Below are 20,867 nucleotides of genomic sequence, written 5' to 3' on the forward strand. Positions count from 1 at the left end.
CCTGAATCAACTCGCCGCTTCCAGCCGCTCTTCGGTCAGTAGCCGCATCGCGGCGTCGGCATCCATCGGCTCGCCGAAGGCAAAGCCCTGCGCGTATTCGCAGCCAAGTTGATAGAGCTCGACCGCGTCCGAATCCGTCTCGGCGCCTTCCGCGACTACGTCCATGCCGAGGTCGTGCGCCAGCGCGATGATTGATTTCAGGATCACCGGGCGCGTGCCGCGGCTGGTGGTGCGCACGAACGACTGGTCGATCTTGATGGTATCGAAGGGGAAGCGCTGCAGATAGGCGAGCGATGAATGGCCGGTGCCGAAATCGTCGAGCGACAGCCCGGTGCCGAGCTCGCGGATGCGCGTCAGCATCTGCGAGGCGTGCTCGGGGTTCTCCATGACGAGCGATTCCGTCAATTCCAGTTTGAGCGTGCCGCGGGCGACCGACGAACGCGACAGCACGGTGCGGATGTCGTGGATCAGATCATGGCGCAGCAACTGCCGCGAGGAGACGTTGACGGAGGCGAAGATCGGCTCGCGCGAGCGCATCGCGCGCTGCCACACCGAGAGCTGCCGTGCCGTCTGGTCAAGCACGAACATGCCGAGATCGACGATCAGGCCGATCTCCTCGGCAATCGAGATGAATTCGGAAGGCGACATTCGGCCGAGCTTGGGATGATCCCAGCGCGCCAGCGCCTCGAAGCCGGCGATCGAGCGATCTTCCAGCCGCACGATCGGCTGGTACAGGATGGTGATTTCCTGCCGCTCGATGGCGCGGCGCAGTTCGCTTTCCAGCGTCAGGCGGTCGGTCTTGCGCGCGCGCATCGCCGGCTTGTAGACGTCGATGCGGTCGCCGCCGATGCGCTTGGAATGATACATCGCAAGCTCGGCATCCTTGATGATCTCGTCGCTAAGCTGCGCCTGCGGATCGGAGAGCGCAAGCCCGATCGAGGCGGTCAGGAAAATCTCGCGGTCGTTGAACGCGATCGGCGCGCGGATCGTCTTGCGGATCGTTTCGGCGAAATTGGTGATGCGCGCCGGATCCTGCTCGGACAACAGGATCAGGCCGAACTGGTCGCCGGCCAGCCGCGCCAGCGTGTCCTGCGGCTTCAGGATGCGCGTCAGCCGCCGCGCCAGCGTCAGCAGAATGGAGTCGCCGACCGCAATCCCGACGGAATCGTTGACCTGCTTGAAGCGGTCGAGATCGATCACCATCAGCGTCGGCCGCAACGTCGGCACGCTCTTGGCGAAATTGGCCACCGCCCCGAGGCGGTCCATGAACAATTTGCGGTTCGGCAGGCCGGTGAGGTTGTCATGCACCGAGTCATGGAGCATGCGCTCTTCGGCATTCTTGAATTCGGTGACGTCGGTGAGCGTTCCGACCACGCGCGACACCTCGCCATCGGAGCCGACCACCGGGCGCGCCTTCAGCGCGAACCACATGAAATGGCCGTCGGGCGTCCGCAGGCGGAAATCCTGCACCAGGCGGCCGCGGCGCTGGTCGAGCACGCTGTCGAGCGCGGCGCGGAATCGGTCCTGGTCGAGCGGATGCAGCACCTCGAGCCATTTCGCGGCGGGACCTTCCAGCGTGCCGCGTTTCAGGCCGAGCAGGCTTTCGGTCTCCGGGCTGGTAAAGACCTTGTCGGCCGAAACGTCCCAATCCCAGATCAGGTCGCCGGAGCCCGTCAGCGCCAGCGCGCGGCGCTCGACATCGGAGACGATGCCGGTGGTCGCGCCGCCACCGGCGAAGGCGTGCTGCATCACCGTAAATCCGATCAGCATCACGATCAGCACAAGGCCGCCGAGTAGCGCCGGGCCGACGATATCGTTGGTGACGCTTCCCGCCACCGTCATGCCGGCCGCCATCACCCAAACCACCAGCAGGAACCAGGTCGGGATCAGCAGCACGGCGCGGTCGAAGCCATGCGTCGAGAGATAGACGATCAGCGCAAAGCCGGCGAAGGCGATCAGCACCAGCGAGATGCGCGCTATGCCGGAAGCAACCGCGGGATCGAACAGCGCCAGCGCCACCAGCGAGCCGAGGAAGAAAAGCCAACCGACGGTGATGTGGGAGTAACGCACATGCCAGCGGCTGAGATTGAGATAGGCGAACAGGAATACCAACAGCGTCGCCGCAAGGATCGCTTCGCCCGCCGCGCGCCAGACGCGCTCGGCGTTGTTCGACATGTCGAGCACCTTGCCCCAGAAACCGAAATCGACGCCGATATAGACCAGCACCGCCCAGGCCAGCGCGGCGGCGGCCGGGAACATGATGCTGCCCTTCACCACGAACAGGATCGTCAGCACCAACGCGAGCAGGCCGGAAATGCCGATCACGATGCCCTGGTAGAGCGTGAACGAGTTGACCTTGTCCTTGTAGGCGTCCGGTTCCCAGAGATAGAGCTGCGGCAGCTTGTCGGTACGCAGTTCCGCCACGAAGGTGATGACGGCGCCGGGATCGAGCGTGATGCGGAAGATGTCGGCGGTCGCGCTTTCCTGCCGTTCGGGGCGGTCACCGGTCGACGGCGTAATCGTTGCGATGCGCGACAGGCCAAGGTCGGGCCACAACAGACCTGATGACACGATGCGATAGTGCGGAGCGACGATCAGGCGGTCGAGCTGATCGTCGGTGTTGTTGGCCAGGGCGAACACCACCCAGTTCTGTCCGCCCTCGCGGGCGCGGACCTCGATGCGGCGGACGATGCCGTCCGTTCCCGGCGCCGTCGAAACCTGGATGCGGTCGGACTCGCTGCGCTGATGGTCGAGCACCGCGGTGAGATCGATGGCAGGCGCGTCACTGCGGACGCTGACCGCGTCAATGGCATGCGCCGCAGGCGCAGCCGCAACAATCATGAAGCCCAGCGCAAACTGCGCAAGGCACCTGATCAGACGCAATGTCAGTACTCCGCGACCAACGAATGTCCCGGCCCAGCGAACGGGGTCGGCCCTGTCGCGATAAATGACATGAAAGCGAAGTAAATCAAAGGGTTTCCGCCTTCGCTCCGCCCTCGATCGTTAAACCTCCAACACAATTTTGCCAATATGTGCGGAGGTCTCCATTCGCCGGTGCGCGTCAGCGGCTTTTTCTAGCGGGAATAAGCTGTCCATCAGCGGTTTTACACGTCCTTCGCGCAAGAGCGGCATGACCTTGGCCTCGATTGCGGCGACCATCGCCGCCTTATCCGCATTAGTACGGGGGCGCAGCGTGGAGCCGGTATGGGTCAGACGCTTCACCATTACCTTGGCAATGTTGACGCTGACCTTGGCGCCGTTGAGGGTTGCGATCTGCACGATGCGGCCGTCGACCGCCGCAGCGTCATAGTTGCGATCGACATAGTCGCCGGCAACCATGTCGAGGATCAGGTTGACGCCGACATTGTTGGTCTCCGCCTTGACCACGGCGACGAAGTCCTCGGTCTTGTAGTTGATGGCGCGATCGGCGCCGAGCTTGAGGCAGGCGTCGATCTTGTCCTGCGAGCCGACGGTCACGATCACCTTGGAACCGAATGCCTTGGCGAGCTGGATCGCCATCGTGCCGATGCCGGACGAGCCGCCGTGGATCAGCAGGGTTTCGCCGGCCTTCAGCGCGCCGCGCTCGAACACATTGTGCCAGACGGTCATCAGCGTTTCCGGAATCGCGCCGGCCTCCTGGATCGAGAGCGACGGCGGCACGGCCATCGCCTGCGTATCTTGCGCAATGCAATATTGGGCGTAGCCGCCGCCCGCGACCAGCGACATCACTTTGTCGCCGAGCTTGTGCTTGGTGGCGCCTTCACCGAGCGCGACCACTTCGCCCGCGATTTCGAGGCCGGGCAGGTCGCTGGCGCCGGGCGGGGGCGGGTAGGCGCCGGAGCGCTGCGCCACGTCGGGACGGTTGACGCCGGCTGCCATCACCTTGACCAGGATTTCACCCGGACCAGGCGTTGGAACGCTGCGGGTTTCGGGCAGCAGCACTTCGGGACCACCGGGCTTGCTGATACCGATGACGGTCATTTGCGCGGGCAGCTTTTCCATGATTTGTCCTTGCGGAAGGCGGAGAATTTGAAGGCGGCACCTGATTAGCCAGCCAGGCCTCGGCTGGCAACCGCGTGAAGGATCATCAAGCCGTTACGCACCGGCGGAAGGAGGAAGCGCATGGCGATCGAAGACGACGACAAGCCGCGGAAGAAAATCAGCCATGAGATCGGCCAGGACGTGTCGCTGCTATCGGTCGAGGAATTGACCGAGCGCATCGCGCTTCTGAATTCGGAAATCGCGCGGCTGCAAGAGGCGGTCAGCAAGAAGCGCGCATCGAAGGATGCTGCGAACAGTTTTTTCAAGTCGTAGAATTCAAAGCCGCGACTTCTCTCCTCCGTCGTTCCCGGACAAGCGAGCCAACGGGTCCAGCCCATCGGCCGGCCCGATGACAGGCTCCGCGAACGCGATCCATACGCCGCGGCCCATCTTGTGGCAGGCCGCTGGCCGACTTTCCTTACCAATAACCACCGGTGGTGATGGGTCCCTGCGTTCGCATGCGTCCGCAGGGACGACACCGTTTGGAGTGAACATCAAACTCGGCCAATGGCCGACATGGCAAACAAAGTCTAAAAAAAATCGCTCGTTTACGAACAATTAAGCTTTCTCGATTATGACTGTCACTGTCCTCGTTTGGACACCGAGTGGCTCCTGTCCACTCTGTTTGACGCCTCCCTGTTATCAACTTCAAAAGCCGCCGGAAACGGCGGCTCTTTTTTGTGCTTAGCACGGCTATTTTGTGCCCCCACGAGCTGGAAACCATAAATTTGGTTGCCGCTGGACTCTCGACTGGCCCCGAGCAATGATTTGTTCATCATAAAGCCGGTGGTTCACAGCCGGTTGGGGCAAATAGTGGCGTGAGGGCGTTAACCATGGCGGAGCGTTCGCAAAGCGAATCCGCGCTCGTGTTGTTTAGCGAGCGACTGACTAATTCGGCGGCGTTCGGAACTCTCTTCAGAGAAGGCATGGATCTGGTCGAGGAAACCGCGGCCTATCTCGACGGCGACGGCCGCACCGAAGCCAAGGCGCTGGAACGTTCCGTCAGTCTCACTTACGCAACCGAAAGCATGCGCCTCACTACCCGCTTGATGCAGCTTGCATCCTGGCTGCTGCTGCATCGCGCGGTCAAGGAGGGCGAGATGACGCTGACCCAGGCCAACCGGGAAAAGACCAAGGTCAAGCTCACGGCCGCCGATCCCGGGCCGGAGGACATGATCGCCAAGCTGCCGCAGCAACTACAGGACCTGATTGCGCGCTCGATGAGCCTGCAGGCGCGGGTGCGCCGGCTCGACATGACGATCCACGCGCCATCAGCCGAACGGGCGCCGATCGGCAACCCGCTGGTGCCGCAGCTCAACCGCCTGAAGGCGGCGTTCGAGCAGTAAGCGTTAGATAATTCTCACGATCGTCATTCCGGGGCGCGAAGCGAACTATGGTGCGCAATTGCGCACCTGAGAATCTCGAGATTCCGGGTTCGATGCTTCGCATCGCCCCGGAATGACGGCGGTGAACAGCCAAACAAAACGCCCCGGCGTGACCGGGGCGTTTTGTATTTCAGGGCAGAACGGGCGGGTCCGAGACCCCTCAATCCTTCTTGAGGAAGCCCGAAAACTTCTTCTGGAAGCGCGAGACGCGGCCGCCGCGGTCAAGGATCTGCTGCGAGCCGCCGGTCCAGGCCGGGTGCGACTTGGGGTCGATATCGAGGTTCAGCTTGTCGCCTTCCTTGCCCCAGGTGGAGCGGGTCTGATACTCGGTCCCGTCGGTCATCACGACCGTAATCGTATGATAATTCGGATGAATTTCGGCTTTCATGGCATATCCTTCGGCGCGCCGGCGCCCATCTTAAATGTCAGGGGATACGGGATTTGGCGGCTCTATAGCTCAGGAAGCCTGTCGAAACAAGCTACGTATATGTCCTGATTGGGAGTCGACCGGATTTGCCAGAGGGGGGCGTGGAGGCCTATCTGGGGGTGGAAAAACGGGTCGGATTTCATGAGCGCTGTGGAACAGATTGAAGCCCCCCGCGGCACGCCGCCGCGCGACGCCCTGCTCGAGGAAGAGGCCTTCATCGAGACGCAGTTGACACAGTCCCCGGCCAAGACGCGGGCAAGGCTGCGGCCGCTGTTGGCATTGGCGCCCTACGTCGCCCGCTATCGCGGGCGCGCGGCTCTTGCCTTCATCTCGCTGACGGTCGCTGCGATCACCACGCTGGTCGTGCCGGTCGCGGTCCGGCGCATGATCGATTTCGGCTTCAGTCCGGAAGGCATCGTCCTGATCAACAGCTATTTCAGCGTCATGATCGCGGTCGTCGCCGTGCTCGCGGCCGCCAGCGCCTCGCGCTACTATCTCGTGATGACGATCGGCGAGCGCATCGTCGCCGATATCAGGCGCGACGTGTTCGCGCATCTGATCTCGCTGTCGCCCGCGTTCTTCGATTCCGCGCGCTCGGGCGAACTGGTATCGCGGTTGACCGCCGACACCACCCAGATCAAGTCCGCTGTCGGCGCCTCGGTGTCGATCGCCCTGCGCAACATGATGCTGTTCATCGGCGCCGCCACCATGATGGTGATCACGAGCCCGAAACTGTCGGGCTTCGTGCTGCTGGCAATCCCTGTGATCGTGATTCCGCTGGTCGCGTTCGGGCGTTGGGTGCGGAGGCTCTCGCGCAATGCGCAGGATACGCTGGCGGACGCCAGCGCCTATGCGTCCGAACTGGTCGGCGCAATCAGGACCGTGCAGGCCTATACCAGCGAGCGGCTGGCGACGGCCCGCTTCGGCGGCGAGGTCGAACAGGCCTATATGGCGGCCCGCAGTTCGACGCGGGCGCGCGCGATGCTGACGCTGATCATCATCTTCATCGTGTTCTCCAGCGTCGTCGCGATCCTATGGGTCGGCTCGCACGACGTGCTGACGGGGCAGATCACGCCGGGCCGGCTCGGCCAGTTCGTGCTGTATGCGGCTTTCGCGGCAACCGGCCTTGGCCAGCTCAGCGAGGTCTGGGGCGAAGTCTCGGCCGCGTCGGGTGCGGCGGAACGGCTGTTCGAGATTCTGCGCGTCAAATCGCAGATCACGGCGCCGCCGCAGCCGGTGGCGCTGCCGGTGCCTGCGCGCGGCGATGTCGGGTTCGAGAATGTCAGCTTCGCCTATCCGGCGCGGCCGGATGTGCTCGCCATCGACAACGTTTCGCTCTCGGTCAAGGCCGGCGAAAAGGTCGCGATCGTCGGTCCGTCGGGAGCGGGCAAGAGCACGCTGTTTCATCTCTTGCTGCGCTTCTACGATCCCGCGCGCGGCACGATTTCGCTCGACGGCGTGCCGGTCAGGTCGGCCGATCCGGTCGATGTGCGCTCGCGGATAGCGCTGGTGCCGCAGGATTCGGTGGTGTTCGCGGCCACGGCGCGCGAAAACATCCGCTTCGGACGGCCCGATGCCACCGATGCCGAGGTCGAGCGCGCCGCCGATCTCGCGCATGCGACCGAATTCCTGCGCCGTCTGCCCGGCGGCTTCGAGGCGCAACTCGGCGAGCGCGGCGTGACGCTGTCCGGCGGCCAGCGTCAGCGTATCGCGATTGCGCGTGCGATCCTGCGCGATGCGCCGCTACTGTTGCTCGACGAGGCGACGTCGGCGCTTGATGCCGAGAGCGAGACGCTGGTGCAAACCGCGCTGGAAGAATTGATGCGCCATCGCACCACGCTGGTGATCGCCCATCGCCTCGCGACCGTCTTGTCCTGCGACCGCATCATGGTGATGGACCAGGGCAGAATCGTCGAACAGGGCACGCATGCGGAGCTGGTTGCGGCGAACGGGCTCTACGCGCGATTGGCGCGACTGCAGTTTGAGGGCGTGTAGCCGATCGGCGGGAACCTAAGGCGTCGCCTTGTTGTTGTAGGCCGTGCTCCTTGCCGGGCCAGCTCAACAGGAGACGGTTATGCCCTTTCGCCGCGGTGGTTTTGCCCTGACGCCTCCCTCGGTCGCTATCTTCCTGATTTCGCTCATCCTCGCGGTATGCGCGCTGCTCGTTCGCTACGCCCATATCTCGATACCCATCATCACCCCATCGCGCGCGTTCGACGTGCTGGCCATCGCCTATGTCGTGTTGACGGCGGGAGTGCTTATTCGCGGCGTGTAGCGATTGGCGTTCTCCAATCGCCCGAATTCATCCCCAGCGCATCTTCAGCACCGGCCGGCCCGAGGTCGGGTTTATGTCCTCGCCGGCATGCGCAAAGCCGTTGCGCTCATAGAAGCGGATGGCGCGGGCATTGTCCTTGTTGACAAGGAGCGTGACGCCACCAGGCGACAGACGCTTGGCTTCGTCGACCAGTGCCGTGGCAATTGCCGAGCCCCAATGGTCCGGGCTGACCACGAGCTGGTCGAGATAGCCCTTGCCATCGATGGTAACGAACCCGACCAGCGCATCCGGGTCCTCAGCGACGATGATCGCGGCGTTCGGAACCAGCTCGTTGCGCCAGCGTTCGCGCCACCACGCCACGCGCGCGTTGAAATCGATCGAAGGGTAAGCCTGCTGCCAGGTCAGCCGCCACAGCTCGATCGCCGCGTCTTCGTCCTCGGCACGATAGGGGCGGAGATTGAAGGAGGTGCTCATACCTACACACTCGTCATGCCCGGACTTGATCCGGGCATCCATCTACCAGAGAAATCTCTCTCTTGATGGATTGCCGGGTCAAGCTCCGCAATGACGGGCTCAATCACCGCTCCGTCAGCTTCAGTTCGATGCGGCGGTTGCGCTTGTAGGCATCTTCGTTGGGCGCGTTGTCGAGCGGTTGGAATTCGGCAAAGCCGGCGGCGACCAGCCGCTGCGCGGGAACGCCGAGGAAGACCAGGTACTGCACCACGGAGATGGCGCGCGCCGCCGACAATTCCCAGTTCGACTTGAACAGCGGCGAATTGATCGGCCGCATGTCGGTATGGCCGTCGACCCGCAGCACCCAGCCGATCTCGCTTGGAATCTGCTTGTCCAGATCGATCAGCGCCGTTGCAAGTTTATCCAGCTCGGCGCGGCCCTCGGGCAGCAGCAGGGCCTGACCGGTATCGAAAAATACTTCCGACTGGAATACGAAACGGTCGCCGACGATTCGGATGTCGGGGCGATTGCCCAGAATGGCGCGCAGGCGGCCGAAGAATTCCGAGCGATAGCGCGACAATTCCTGCACGCGCTGCGCCAGCGCGACGTTCAGGCGCTGGCCGAGATCGGCAATCCGTCCCTGCGATTCCTTGTCGCGCTTCTCGGAGGCTTCCAGCGCTTCCTCGAGCGCCGCGAGCTGGCGGCGCAACGCGCTGATCTGCTGGTTCAGGACCTCGATCTGGGCGAGCGCCCGCGAGCTCACCGACTTTTCGGATTCGAGCGCCTTGGTGAGCTCGTTGGCGCGGCCCTGCGCGTCGCCGCCGGCGCCGGCCAGCCCTTCGTAAAGCCCCTTGAGGCGGTCGCGTTCGCCTTCCGCGGCGGCGAGGCCGGCGCGCAATTGCGCGACCTGATCGTCGAGCGAGATTTTGCCGAGTTTTTCCAGCGAGAGCAGGTCGTTGAGCTGCGCGATCTTGGCGTTGAGCTGCTCCAGCGCCTTGTCCTTGCCGGTGACCTCCTGCGACAGGAAGAACTGCACCACCAGGAACACCGACAGCAGGAAAACGATTGACAGCACCAGCGTCGACAGTGCGTCGACGAAACCCGGCCAGTAGTTGAAACCGGATTCACTGCGGCGGGCGCGAGCGAGGGCCATTTGTTGTCTCCACTATCGTGTCCCGGACGCGGTGCAGCGTGTAACGCAGCGATGCAGAGCCGGGACCTACTTGCGATGCGTCCCGGCTCTGCGTCGCATCACCATAGCGTGTCGAAGACGCGCGTAAACGCGCTTTTGCGTGCTGCGCCGCGTCCGGGACGAACATTCCAGTTCAGCTCTTCTCGGGCTGCTTGGCGGGCTGCTTGGCAATCCGCTCCAGCAGCTTCTTGATCTCGCGGTTTTGCTCGCCCTGGCCATCGGCCCATTCGCGGATCATCTGCTGCTCGGTGCGCATATGGGCGACCAGGCCCTGGATGGCTTCGGCGAGGTTGGCCATCGCCGCCGTGGTGTTGCGGCTGCCGCCGCTCTCTTCGACCACCGCGCGGATCCGCTCCATCGCATGCTGTATTTCGCCGCCCATGCCGGACCCGTCACCATATTCGCGCACGGTGGAGGCGAGCCAATCCTCGAGGTCGGTATAGAATCGGTTCTGCGCCTGGCTCGACTGCAGGTCGAGGAAGCCCAGGATCAGGGAGCCGGCGAGACCGAACAGTGAGGACGAGAACGAAATGCCCATGCCGCCGAGCGGCGCCGCCAGCCCCTCTTTCAGGGTGTCGAACACGGAGCCGGCATCGCCGCCGACCTTCAAGCCATCGATCACCTTGCCGACGGAACCTACTGTTTCGATCAGGCCCCAGAAGGTGCCGAGCAGGCCGAGAAAGACCAGCAAGCCGGTCATGTAGCGGGAAATATCGCGCGCTTCGTCGAGCCGCGTCGCGATCGAATCCAGAAGGTGCCGCATGGTCTGCTGCGAGATGGTCATCCGCCCAGAGCGCTCGCCGCCGAGAATAGCTGCCATCGGCGCCAGCAGGGTCGGACGCCGGTCGAGCGCGAGCCCCGGATCGGCGATGCGAAAACTGTTGACCCAGGCCACTTCGGGATAGAGCCGAATCACCTGCCGGAACGACAGGATGACGCCGATCAGAAGCACCCCGCCGATCAAAGCATTGAGGCCGGGATTGGCAAAGAACGCGATGATGATCTGCTTGTAGAGCACGACCATGACCAGCGCGCATAGCACCAGGAACACCAGCATCCGCACCAGGAAAATCCGGGGCGAGGACAATTTGTTCAGTTCGATCTCCATTTCGGAGCGGGAGGAGGGGCCTGCGGGCATTTGCGGGGTGTCATCCGTTACAAAAAGCGGCGCTGGCGGCCAATATGGCACAGCGGGCTGGAGAAAAAAGCTGGCAAGCCGCGATTTCGGGCAGACGTAGTGGAACTCTTCCCGGAACGCGGCTTTGAAATCAACGTATTTTGGAACGGTTCGAGGCCCCGACCGGGATTTTCATCCGCTGGCGCCATCCACCAGCTCTGCTCGCGCCTGTTCGGTTACGCCGCTGCCAGCGAAGGGGCGTCAGCCACTAGCTCAAGGCGACGAATCTATCGTAGCCCGAGTGAAGCACGCTCCATCCGGGCTGCGCAGCGGGATGGAATCCGGCTCACAATCGAGTGAGTCCGGGGAAACCCGCAATAATTCAGGGCGATAGCGTCATGTGACATTGGGCCGCCGCGCGGACTATTGCGTCGCAGCAGGCTGTCCCTATCCTATCTGCTATCAATCGTGAGTTCCCAAGATCCTTACGACAACGTCGCGAATGCTCAATTCGCGCTCTCCAACCTGAACTGGGGCAATGCTTTCGATGTCCGGACTACGAACGCAATCGGCATGCATCGTTGTGATGTTGACTGCGATGGCGCCGCTTTTGGCTGGCTGCAAGGAGCCGACAGCGGTCGCAGCTCCCGCACCAGCCGAACCCGAAGTAGGCACGTTCACGGTCACCTCCCAGGCTCGCGCCATCATCCGCGAACTGCCCGGCCGGATCGCGCCAACCCGGGTCTCGGAGGTGCGTGCGCGCGTCTCCGGTATCGTCGTCGAGCGCTTGTTCCAGCAGGGAACCGAGGTGAAAGCGGGCGATCCCCTATACCGGATAGATCCCAAGCCGTTCGAGGTCGAAGTGAAGGCGAGCGAGGCCGCGCTCGACAAGGCGATTGCCGCGCTCGATCTGGCGAGCCAGCATGCGCGGCGCATTGCGACGCTGACCAGCCAGCGCGCCGCCCCCGAGGCGGAGAACGAAAAGGCGGTCGCGGCGCAGCGCCAGGCTGAGGCCGAGGTTAGCAGCCGCAAGGCAGAACTCGCGCGCGCCCGGCTCAATCTTGATTATGCCACGATCCGTGCGCCGATCAGCGGCGTCGTTGGTGCTGCGCTGGTGAGCGAAGGCGCGCTGGTGATCCAGAACGATACGACCAGTCTCGCCACGATCCAGCAACTGGACCCGATCTATGCCGACTTTACCCAGTCGGTTTCGGAGATGCACAAGTTGCGCCGTGCGTTCGACAAAGGCGATCTCGAACGCATTGCGCCGGACGCGGCCAAGGTGCGCCTCGTGCTCGACGATGGAACGGTTTATCCGATCCCGGGCAAGCTGCTTTTTTCCGACGCCAAAGTCGATGCCTATACCGGACAGGTGACGCTGCGCGGAGAGTTCGGCAACCCGAATCGCGAATTGCTGCCGGGCATGTATGTCCGCGTCCTGATCGAGCAGGGCATCGATTCCGACGCCATCGCCGTGCCGCAGCAGGCGATCCAGCGCGACGCCGGCGGCGGCAGCGAAGTCTTCGTGGTCAAGGAGGACGGCCGTGTCGCGACGCAGCCGGTGCGCACCGGTGCGGTGCAGGACGGCCTGTGGCTGGTCAGCGAGGGCCTGAAGGACGGCGACCGCATCATCGTGGACGGCTTCCAGAAATTCGTGCCTGGCGACAAGGTCAAGCCGAAAGCCTGGATCGACGCGGATGCCTCGGTTGGTACGATACCGGGAGCACCGGCGCCGCGAACATCCCGCTGAGACCGGGATATGCCTAGTTTTTTCATCGACAGGCCGATCTTCGCCTGGGTGGTCGCGCTTTTCATCTGCCTGGTCGGCGCGATTTCGATCCCGCTATTGGCGGTCGCGCAATATCCGATCATCGCGCCGCCTTCGATCTCGATCTCGACCAGCTATCCCGGCGCGTCGCCGGAAAATCTCTACAACAGCGTCACGCGGCTGATCGAGGAGGAGCTCAACGGCGCCTCCGGCATCCTCAATTTCGAATCCACCTCTGACTCGCTGGGACAGGTCGAAATCATCGCTAACTTCGTGCCCGGCACCGAGACCGGCGCGGCGTCTGTGGAGGTGCAGAACCGCATCAAGCGCGTCGAGGCGCGGCTGCCGCGCGCAGTGCTGCAGCAGGGCATCCTGATCGAGGAAGCCTCCTCCGCCGTGCTGCAGATCATTACGCTGAATTCGACCGACGGCTCGCTCGACGAAATCGGCCTAGGCGATTTCATGATCCGCAACGTGCTCGGCGAGATCAGGCGCATTCCCGGCGTCGGCCGCGCCACGCTTTATTCCACCGAACGTTCGTTGCGGATCTGGGTTGATCCGGCAAAGCTCGTCGGCTACGGCCTCACCGCCGACGACGTCAACAAGGCGATCACGGCGCAGAACGCGCAGGTGGCTTCGGGCAGTGTCGGCGCCGAACCGAGCACGCCGGAGCAGAAGATTTCCGCGCTGGTGCTGGTGAAGGGCCAGCTCTCCTCGCCGGATGAATTCGGCGCGATCACGCTGCGCGCTAACCCGGACGGCTCGACCGTGCGGCTGCGCGACGTCGCCCGTATCGAGATCGGCGGCTTGAGCTATCAGTTCAACACCCGGCTCAATGGCAAGCCGACCGCCGGCCTTTCCGTGCTGCTGTCGCCGACCGGCAACGCGCTCGCGACCGCCAGCGCCGTCGAAGCCAAGATGCAGGAACTGTCGAAGTTCTTTCCGGCCAATATCGGCTACGAAATCCCCTACAACATCACGCCCGTCGTCAAGGCCTCGATCAACAAGGTGCTGATGACGCTGGTGGAAGCGGTGGTGCTGGTCTTCATTGTGATGTTCCTGTTCCTGCAGAACATCCGCTACACCATCATTCCGACCATCGTGGTGCCGGTAGCGCTGCTCGGCACCTGCGCGATGCTGATGGCGGCCGGCTATTCCATCAACATGCTGACGATGTTCGGCATGGTGCTGGCGGTCGGCATTCTCGTCGACGATGCCATCGTCGTGGTCGAGAACGTCGAGCGCATCATGGCGGAGGAGGGCCTGCCGCCGAAGGAAGCCACCCGCAAGGCAATGTCGCAGATCACCGGCGCCATTATCGGCATCACGCTGGTGCTGATGGCGGTGTTCGTGCCGATGGCGTTCTTCCCGGGATCGGTCGGCATCATTTACCGCCAGTTCTCGGTCACCATGGTTTCCGCCATCGCCTTCTCCGCGCTGATGGCGCTGTCGCTGACGCCGGCTTTGTGCGCGACGCTGTTGAAGCCGGTCGAAGCCGGCCACGGCCATGCCCGCAGCGGCGTGTTCGGCTGGTTCAACCGCGTGCTCGAGCGCAGCCGCGGCGGCTATTCGCGCACCGTGAAGGGGTCGCTGAAGCGCACCGGACGGCTGATGCTGATCTATGCCGTGCTGCTGATTGGGCTCGGTTACGGCTTCGTGCGGCTGCCCGGCGGCTTCCTGCCGGTCGACGACCAGGGCTTCATCACCACAGACGTGCAGACGCCGTCCGACTCCTCCTATGCCCGCACCGAGGCCGCGGTCGAGGCCGTGGAGAAGTATCTACTCAATCGCGCCGGCGTCGAGGACGTGACCTTCCTGACCGGCTTCAGCTTTCTCGGCCAGGGCATGAACACCGCGCAGGCCTTCATCACGCTGAAGGACTGGTCGGAGCGTGGCAAAAAGGATTCCGCCGCCGCGATCGTAGCCGACATCAACCGCGACCTCACTTCGATCCGCGACGCCAAAATCTCGGCGCTGCAGCCGCCGCCGATCGACAATCTCGGCAATTCCTCGGGCTTCTCATTCCGCCTGCAGGACCGCGGGCAGAAAGGCTATCCGGCACTGGTCGCCGCGGCCGACCGGCTGATCACTGAGGCCAATGCCAGCCGCGTCCTGCAGAAGGTCTATGTCGAGGGCCTGCCGCCGGCGCCGCAGGTCAATCTGATGATCGACCGCGAGAAGGCCGGTGCCTTCGGCGTCACCTTCGAGGACATCAACCAGACGATCTCGACCAATCTCGGCTCGAACTACATCAACGACTTCCCGAATCGCGGACGGATGCAGCGCGTGATCGTGCAGGCCGACCGCGCCAGCCGCATGAACGCGGACGACATCCTCAATTACAACGTCAAGAACAGCCGCGGGCAGCTGGTGCCGTTCTCCGCCTTTGCCACCGTGCAGTGGCAGAAGGGGCCGACGCAGATCGCCGGCTTCAACTACTATCCCGCCGTGCGCATCTCGGGCGAGGCCAAGCCCGGCTTCACCTCAGGCGATGCCATCGCGGAAATGGAACGGCTCGCGGGCAAGCTGCCGCGCGGCTTCGGTTACGAATGGACCGGCCAATCGCTGCAGGAAAAACTCTCCGGCTCGCAGGCGCCGTTTCTGCTCGGTCTCTCGGTGCTGGTGGTGTTTTTGCTGCTCGCCGCGCTCTATGAAAGCTGGACCATTCCGCTCGCGGTGCTGCTGACGGTGCCGCTCGGCGTCTGCGGTGCGGTGATCGCGGCGACGATGCGCGGGCTGCCGAACGATGTCTATTTCACCGTCGGCCTGATCACCATCATTGGTCTTGCGGCCAAGGACGCGATCCTGATCATCGAGTTCGCCAAGGACCTGCGCGCGCAGGGCAAGCCGCTGGTCGAGGCCACGATTGAAGCCTGCAGCTTGCGCTTCCGGCCGATCCTGATGACGGGCTTGGCCTTCGTCTGCGGCGTGCTGCCGATGGCGATCGCGACAGGCGCCGGCGGCGCCAGCCAGCAAGCGCTCGGCACCAGCGTGATGGGCGGCATGATCGCGGTGGTGATCCTGGCGCTGTTGATGGTGCCGGTGTTCTTCGTCAGCGTGCAGCGCGTGCTGGCGGGGGATCGGGAGAAGGTAGAGGAGGCGGTCGCTGTGAGTGAGCCGCATGGGCCGCATGGGCCTCATCATACCGCTGTCGTCACCCGCGAAGGCGGGTGACCCAGTATTCCAGCGGCGCGCTGGTATTGAATCGAAAGGCCGCGGGTGTACTGGATCATCCGCTTTCGCGGATGATGACACTGAAATGATGGCGCGAGCAGCGCGGTATTACCCCAGCGGCCCCAATATCTTCACCAATTCCCCGTGCACGAACTCGTTGCCGCACACCACGTGGCCGGTCTTCAGTGCGTCGTCCCTGCCGCCGATATCCGAGATCGTGCCGCCGGCTTCCCGCACCATAATCTGTCCCGCTGCGATATCCCACGGCGACAAATTGCGTTCCCAGTAGCCGTCGATCCGTCCCGCGGCGACGAAGGCCAGGTCGAGCGAGGCGGCGCCGAAGCGGCGGAAGCCCGCGACCTTGTTCTGCAGCGCCGCCATTTCCTTCAGCGCCAACTGATGGTCGCCGCGGCCGATATGCGGCAGGCCGCAGGCGACAACGCATTCATCGAGCCTGCGGCGGCCGGCGACGCGCAGCCGCTGATCGTTGAGGAACGCCCCCTTGCCGCGCTCGGCGATGTAGAGCTCGTCATTGGCGGGATTGTAGATCACACCGGCGATGACGGTGCCCTCGCGGGCGAGACCGATCGAGATCGCAAATTGCGGAATGCCGTGCAGGAAGTTGGTGGTGCCGTCCAAGGGATCGACGATCCAGGCATGGGTCTTGTCGGCGCCCTCGCGCGTTCCGCCCTCCTCGCCGATGAAACCGTAGCCCGGCCGCGCCTTGGCGAGGTCCTCATAGAGCATTTCCTCAGCGCGCTTGTCGGCCTTGCTGACGAAGTTCGCCGGCCCCTTGAGCGATACCTGCAAATGCTCGATCTCGCCGAGGTCGCGCTTGAGGTTGCGGCCGGCGCGGCGCGCGGCTTTCACCATGACGTTGATGAGGGCTGAATAGAGCATGATGGGAGCGCTTAGCGTGTGAGACGGAACGGCGCAATGCCGTCAGGGTTGAGGGACTGGGTGCCCTGCTGATGTGCCGCCGTCAAGGCGTCATTTGCCGATGGTGCCGGTCCATTTGCGCGCCGCCGCCTCAACCTTGGCGCGGTCTTCGGGACTGAGTTCCGAGAGGCGCTCGTCGAGCTCGGGATCGCCCTTGCCGGCGGTCTTGGCGACAAGATGCCACTTCAGGCCTTCGATCTTGTCCACCGGCACCCCCAGTCCGCTCACGAGCACGCGGGCGAGGCGGTTCTGCGCGATCGGCGAATTCTGCCGCGCCGCCTTGCGCAGCAGCGCGATCGCCGCAGCCTGATTTCTCGGCGTGCCGGTACCGTTGAACAGCGCGATGGCATATTCGACTTCGGCATCGACATTGTCGGCCAATGACGCCGCCTGCAGCAGCCGCACCGCCTTGTCGATGTCCTTCGGCACGCCGGTGCCTTCCTTGTAGAAGGTCGCCAGCGCGTATTGCGCCTCCGGATTGCCTGCGTCGGCTGCGGCGCGCAGCAGTTCGGCGGCGCGCTTGACGTCCTGTGGCAACGTGTTGCCGTCGAGATAGAGCAGCGCCAGATTGTAGGCCGCCTTCGGATTGCCGAGCTTGGCCGAGGAGGCCAACAGCTTGACGGCCTGCTCGCGATTGGTGTTTCCGCCGCGGCCAGACAGCCGCATCATGGCGAGCGCGAACATGCCCTCGCGGTCGCCGGCATCGGCTGCGCGCTGATACCAGTCGGCGGCCTTTGCATAGTCGCGCTTGACGCCGAGTCCGTTGGCATAGAGCTCGCCCAACATCGTCATCGCCTTGGGGTCGCCGTTATATTGTGCGCGGGTCGTCGCGAGATCGAACGCGGTCTTGTACATGCCGCGCTGATAGGCGCCGTAGACGAGGTCGACGTTCGGATCTTCGAACGCGGCGGTCGGCGACGGAGAAGGCGTCGGCGTCGCCACAGGCTTCGGCGTTGCGGCCGCCTTCGGCGCTGCGGCTGGCTGCTTCGCTGCAGGCGGAGCCTTTGGTTTGGGCGCTTCCTTTTTCGCCGCCGGAGGGCTCGCCGGTGGCTGCGCCGCAGGCGGCGTCAGCGAAACCTGCGCGGTGGCGCCGGCCATCGTCATCAAGAGGCTCGCAAGCAGCGATATGGAACGCAGGAATTTCATGGTCCGGCGTTATCCGTGCCCGGCCTTGTCCGTGCCGGCTTTGTCCGTAGCAGCGTTGGCTTCTCCGAACGCTGCCTCGTACGCTTGCGCAATCGCCTGCGCGGCATCGATCAGCGCTGCCTTTGCGCCGCGCGGGTCGGCCCAGATGAAATCGCCAACCAGGATGAAATCGGCGCCGGCAGCCGCAAAGTCGCACGCCTCCTCGCGCGAGGCGGCAAAGCCGACGCAGGGCGGTTCAAACAATTCGTCCCACCACTGCAGCCGCTCGGCGATCGCTTCCACCGAAGGCCGCTGCCCCCCGGCATCCGGCTCGCCGAACAGCACGTAGTCTGCGCCTGTTTCGCCCGCGGCCATCGAATCGTGCCGCGTAGCAAGGCCGCCGACGCCGGCAATGCGGTCCGGCTTCAGCGACGGCAGGGCATCTTCCAGCGCGGCGAGGCCGGATAGATGCGCGCCATCGGCGCCTGAGCGCGCCACCAGCTCGACATGGCCGTCGAGCAGGAGCGCCGCGCCGGCATTTTGGATCGCAGGCGCCAGCGCTTTCGCGCGCGCAATCATGGTGCGCTGATCGGTTTGCTTCAGCCGCACCAGCACCGCCGCGACATCGGCCGCTGCTAACAGTTCCGGAAGCTGGCTTGTGAGCTGCGACGGATCGTCCACCTCGGGCGTCGCGAGATAGAGCCGCGGCGCCGGGCGCGGCGGAACGGGTTTGTTGGCCAACTCTAGGCGACCTTCTTTTCCAGGCCGGTTTCCCACTCGCCCTTGCTTGCCAGCGCGTTCATCCGCGCACGGTGCGTAAATGCGCGCTGGCCCGCGGCGACGTTCTCGGCCTTGCCGGACCACGCCTTCTGCGGCGCCGCCTGCAGCGCACGGCCATAGGAAAAGGTGAGTTTCCAGGGCAGGCTGCCGATCCGGTTCATGGCGTTCAGATGCGCGGTCGCTTCCTCGTCGGATTGTCCGCCGGAGAGGAAGGCGATGCCCGGCACGGCTGCGGGAACGCAGGCCTTCAACAGTCGCACGGTCTTCTCCGCGACTTCCTCGACGGAAGCCTGCTTCGGGCACTTCTTGCCTGAGATGGCCATGTTGGGCTTCAGCACCATGCCTTCGAGCTCGACGCGCTGCACCCGCAATTCCTGGAACGTCTTGTTGAGCACGCGTTGGGTCACGTCGTAGCAGCGGTCGATGTCGTGATCGCCGTCCATCAGCACTTCCGGCTCGACGATGGGCACGATCTGCGCCGCCTGGCACAGCGCCGCATAGCGCGCCAGCGCATGCGCGTTGACGTTGATCGCGGTCATGCTGGGGATACCAGTGCCGATATCGATCACCGCGCGCCATTTGGCGAAGCGCGCGCCGCGCTCGTAATATTTCTTCAGCCGCTCGGCGAGCTTGTCGAGGCCGACGGTAACCAGTTCGCCCGGACATTGCGGCAAGGCCTGCGTGCCTTCGTCGACCTTGATGCCGGGGATGCTGCCTGCCTGCTCGATCAGCTTGATCAGCGGCGTGCCGTCCTTGGCATTCTGCCAGATGGTCTCGTCGTAGAGGATCACCCCCGAGACGTACTTGCTCATCGCCTCGGTGGAGCGGAACAGCATCTCGCGATAATCGCGGCGGTTCTCCTCGGTCGATTCGACGTTGATCGCGTCGAAGCGCTTCTTGATCGTGCCTGAGGATTCGTCGGCGGCGAGAATGCCCTTGCCTGGGGTGACCATGGCGAGGGCAACCTTGTTGAGGTCAGCAAGATTCATGGGAACGTTCTCCGAAAACATCATGCCCTTGCGCACCAAAATAGGCGGTTCTCGGGCAATTGCCTAGAAAACGTTCGTCGCACCTTGGGTGATTGCGAGGCGGGCGCCGGGTCAGGCGACCCGCGGATCTAGCTCACCCTTGGCATACCGCTTGGCCATTTCGGCGGTGGTCAGCACCTTCTTGATCTTGCTGGCTTGCCCTGCGGTATTGAATTCCTGCAGCCGCTGCTTGCACAGCTTGGCCATGGCTTCCATCGCAGGCTTCAAGTATTTGCGCGGATCGAACTCTTCCGGATTGTCCTTCAGCACTTTCCGGATTTGCCCGGTCATCGCCATGCGGTTGTCGGTGTCGATGTTGATCTTGCGCACGCCGTTCTTGATGCCGCGCTGAATTTCGGAAACCGGCACGCCCCAGGTCGGCTTCATCTTGCCGCCGTTCGCGTTGATGATCTCCTGCAGATCCTGCGGCACCGAGGACGACCCGTGCATCACGAGGTGCGTGTTCGGCAGCTTGCGATGGATCTCCTCGATCACGTTCATGGCGAGGATGTCGCCGTCCGGCTTGCGGGTGAACTTGTAGGCGCCGTGCGAGGTGCCCATCGCGATCGCCAGCGCGTCGACCTTTGTCTCCTTGACGAACTTCACGGCTTCATCGGGGTTGGTGAGCAACTGGTCGTGCGAGAGCTTGCCTTCGGCGCCGTGGCCGTCCTCCTTGTCGCCCATGCCGGTCTCCAGCGAGCCGAGCACGCCGAGCTCGCCTTCCACCGATATGCCGCCGAGATGGGCCATGTCAGTGACGGTCCTGGTCACGCCGACATTGTAGTCCCAATCGCCGGGAGTCTTGCCGTCGGCCTTCAGCGAGCCGTCCATCATGACGGAGGTGAAGCCGGCCTGGATCGCGGTCATGCAGGTGGCGGGCTCGTTGCCGTGATCGAGATGCACGCAGACCGGAATCTGCGGATAGATTTCCGTGACGGCATCCATCATGTGCCTGAGCATGACGTCATTGGCATAGGAGCGCGCGCCGCGCGAGGCCTGGATGATGACCGGCGCGTCAACCGCGGAAGCCGCCTCCATGATGGCGAGCGCCTGCTCCATGTTGTTGATGTTGAACGCCGGCACACCGTAATCGTGCTCTGCCGCATGATCGAGCAGTTGACGCAGGGTAATGCGAGCCATTCAAATTCTCCTGTATTTTTCGT

18 protein-coding genes are annotated in these 20,867 nt (G+C 63.8%); 7 read left to right on the top strand and 11 right to left on the bottom strand.

From position 1 onward, the window contains the following. Nucleotides 1-6: 6 nt before the first annotated feature. Together HCN50_RS11375 and HCN50_RS11380 are read right to left on the bottom strand one after the other, a co-directional pair. Nucleotides 7-2,883, bottom strand: a complete 2,877-nt coding sequence (locus tag HCN50_RS11375; RefSeq protein WP_171709726.1) for an EAL domain-containing protein — start codon at nt 2,881-2,883, stop codon at nt 7-9. Nucleotides 2,884-3,003: 120 nt separating this feature from the next. Beyond that, entirely contained in the window at nt 3,004-4,002 is a 999-nt protein-coding gene (locus HCN50_RS11380; protein WP_171709727.1) for an NAD(P)H-quinone oxidoreductase, read from the bottom strand. A gap of 120 nt (nt 4,003-4,122) precedes the next feature. Between HCN50_RS11380 and HCN50_RS11385 the strand changes: the two genes are divergently transcribed. Beyond that, nucleotides 4,123-4,314 carry a DUF1192 domain-containing protein gene (locus tag HCN50_RS11385; protein WP_171709728.1) on the top strand — a complete coding sequence of 64 codons (192 nt, stop codon included), beginning with the start codon at nt 4,123-4,125 and terminating at the stop codon, nt 4,312-4,314. 560 nt (nt 4,315-4,874) lie between these two features. Then, a complete protein-coding gene (gene rcdA, locus HCN50_RS11390; RefSeq protein WP_171709729.1) occupies nt 4,875-5,387 on the top strand; it encodes a protease adaptor protein RcdA in 513 nt (170 codons plus the stop codon). Between the two features lie 199 nt (nt 5,388-5,586). Here rcdA and rpmE read toward each other — a convergent pair whose 3' ends face one another. Beyond that, a complete protein-coding gene (rpmE, locus tag HCN50_RS11395) occupies nt 5,587-5,814 on the bottom strand; it encodes a 50S ribosomal protein L31 (protein WP_057833964.1) in 228 nt (75 codons plus the stop codon). A 180-nt stretch (nt 5,815-5,994) separates the two neighbouring features. Between rpmE and HCN50_RS11400 the strand changes: the two genes are divergently transcribed. Both HCN50_RS11400 and HCN50_RS11405 read left to right on the top strand, forming a co-directional pair. Further along, nucleotides 5,995-7,848: an ABC transporter ATP-binding protein/permease gene (locus tag HCN50_RS11400; protein WP_171709730.1), complete on the top strand. Its 1,854-nt coding sequence runs from the start codon at nt 5,995-5,997 to the stop codon at nt 7,846-7,848. Between the two features lie 79 nt (nt 7,849-7,927). Then, on the top strand, nt 7,928-8,128 hold the full coding sequence (locus HCN50_RS11405) for a hypothetical protein (RefSeq protein ID WP_171709731.1): 201 nt from the start codon (nt 7,928-7,930) through the stop codon (nt 8,126-8,128). 27 nt (nt 8,129-8,155) lie between these two features. Here HCN50_RS11405 and HCN50_RS11410 read toward each other — a convergent pair whose 3' ends face one another. Together HCN50_RS11410 and HCN50_RS11415 are read right to left on the bottom strand one after the other, a co-directional pair. After that, nucleotides 8,156-8,602, bottom strand: coding sequence for a GNAT family N-acetyltransferase (locus HCN50_RS11410; RefSeq protein ID WP_171709732.1), 447 nt, complete (start codon nt 8,600-8,602; stop codon nt 8,156-8,158). 103 nt (nt 8,603-8,705) lie between these two features. Next, nucleotides 8,706-9,734 carry a peptidoglycan -binding protein gene (locus HCN50_RS11415; RefSeq protein ID WP_171709733.1) on the bottom strand — a complete coding sequence of 343 codons (1,029 nt, stop codon included), beginning with the start codon at nt 9,732-9,734 and terminating at the stop codon, nt 8,706-8,708. Between HCN50_RS11415 and HCN50_RS34765 the strand changes: the two genes are divergently transcribed. Continuing rightward, nucleotides 9,694-9,861, top strand: a complete 168-nt coding sequence (locus tag HCN50_RS34765; protein WP_171709734.1) for a (2Fe-2S)-binding protein — start codon at nt 9,694-9,696, stop codon at nt 9,859-9,861. The two genes, HCN50_RS11415 and HCN50_RS34765, sit on opposite strands and share 41 nt — an antisense overlap. A 45-nt stretch (nt 9,862-9,906) precedes the next feature. On the opposite strand, the gene HCN50_RS11425 is transcribed toward HCN50_RS34765, so the two are convergent. After that, nucleotides 9,907-10,911, bottom strand: coding sequence for a flagellar motor protein MotA (locus HCN50_RS11425; protein WP_171709735.1), 1,005 nt, complete (start codon nt 10,909-10,911; stop codon nt 9,907-9,909). A 526-nt stretch (nt 10,912-11,437) separates the two neighbouring features. Between HCN50_RS11425 and HCN50_RS11430 the strand changes: the two genes are divergently transcribed. Then, on the top strand, nt 11,438-12,640 hold the full coding sequence (locus tag HCN50_RS11430; RefSeq protein ID WP_171709736.1) for an efflux RND transporter periplasmic adaptor subunit: 1,203 nt from the start codon (nt 11,438-11,440) through the stop codon (nt 12,638-12,640). A 9-nt stretch (nt 12,641-12,649) separates the two neighbouring features. Continuing rightward, nucleotides 12,650-15,832, top strand: a complete 3,183-nt coding sequence (locus HCN50_RS11435) for a multidrug efflux RND transporter permease subunit (RefSeq protein WP_235976892.1) — start codon at nt 12,650-12,652, stop codon at nt 15,830-15,832. A gap of 108 nt (nt 15,833-15,940) precedes the next feature. Here the strand turns inward: HCN50_RS11435 and HCN50_RS11440 are convergent, their stop codons facing one another. The 5 genes from HCN50_RS11440 to fba form a co-directional block, all read right to left on the bottom strand. Beyond that, complete coding sequence (locus HCN50_RS11440; protein WP_171709737.1) at nt 15,941-16,732, bottom strand: inositol monophosphatase family protein; 792 nt, start codon at nt 16,730-16,732, stop codon at nt 15,941-15,943. Between the two features lie 90 nt (nt 16,733-16,822). Continuing rightward, entirely contained in the window at nt 16,823-17,917 is a 1,095-nt protein-coding gene (locus HCN50_RS11445; RefSeq protein ID WP_171709738.1) for a tetratricopeptide repeat protein, read from the bottom strand. A gap of 9 nt (nt 17,918-17,926) precedes the next feature. Beyond that, nucleotides 17,927-18,637, bottom strand: a complete 711-nt coding sequence (locus HCN50_RS11450) for a thiamine phosphate synthase (protein ID WP_171709739.1) — start codon at nt 18,635-18,637, stop codon at nt 17,927-17,929. Nucleotides 18,638-18,639: 2 nt separating this feature from the next. Then, the gene (locus HCN50_RS11455; protein ID WP_171709740.1) at nt 18,640-19,665 is read right to left on the bottom strand and encodes a class I fructose-bisphosphate aldolase; all 1,026 of its coding nucleotides are present in this window, start codon (nt 19,663-19,665) and stop codon (nt 18,640-18,642) included. 111 nt (nt 19,666-19,776) lie between these two features. Further along, the gene (gene fba / locus HCN50_RS11460; protein WP_171709741.1) at nt 19,777-20,844 is read right to left on the bottom strand and encodes a class II fructose-bisphosphate aldolase; all 1,068 of its coding nucleotides are present in this window, start codon (nt 20,842-20,844) and stop codon (nt 19,777-19,779) included. Nucleotides 20,845-20,867: the final 23 nt, after the last annotated feature.

Origin of the sequence: Bradyrhizobium archetypum, from assembly GCF_013114835.1 — a bacterium.
Lineage (GTDB): Bacteria > Pseudomonadota > Alphaproteobacteria > Rhizobiales > Xanthobacteraceae > Bradyrhizobium > Bradyrhizobium archetypum.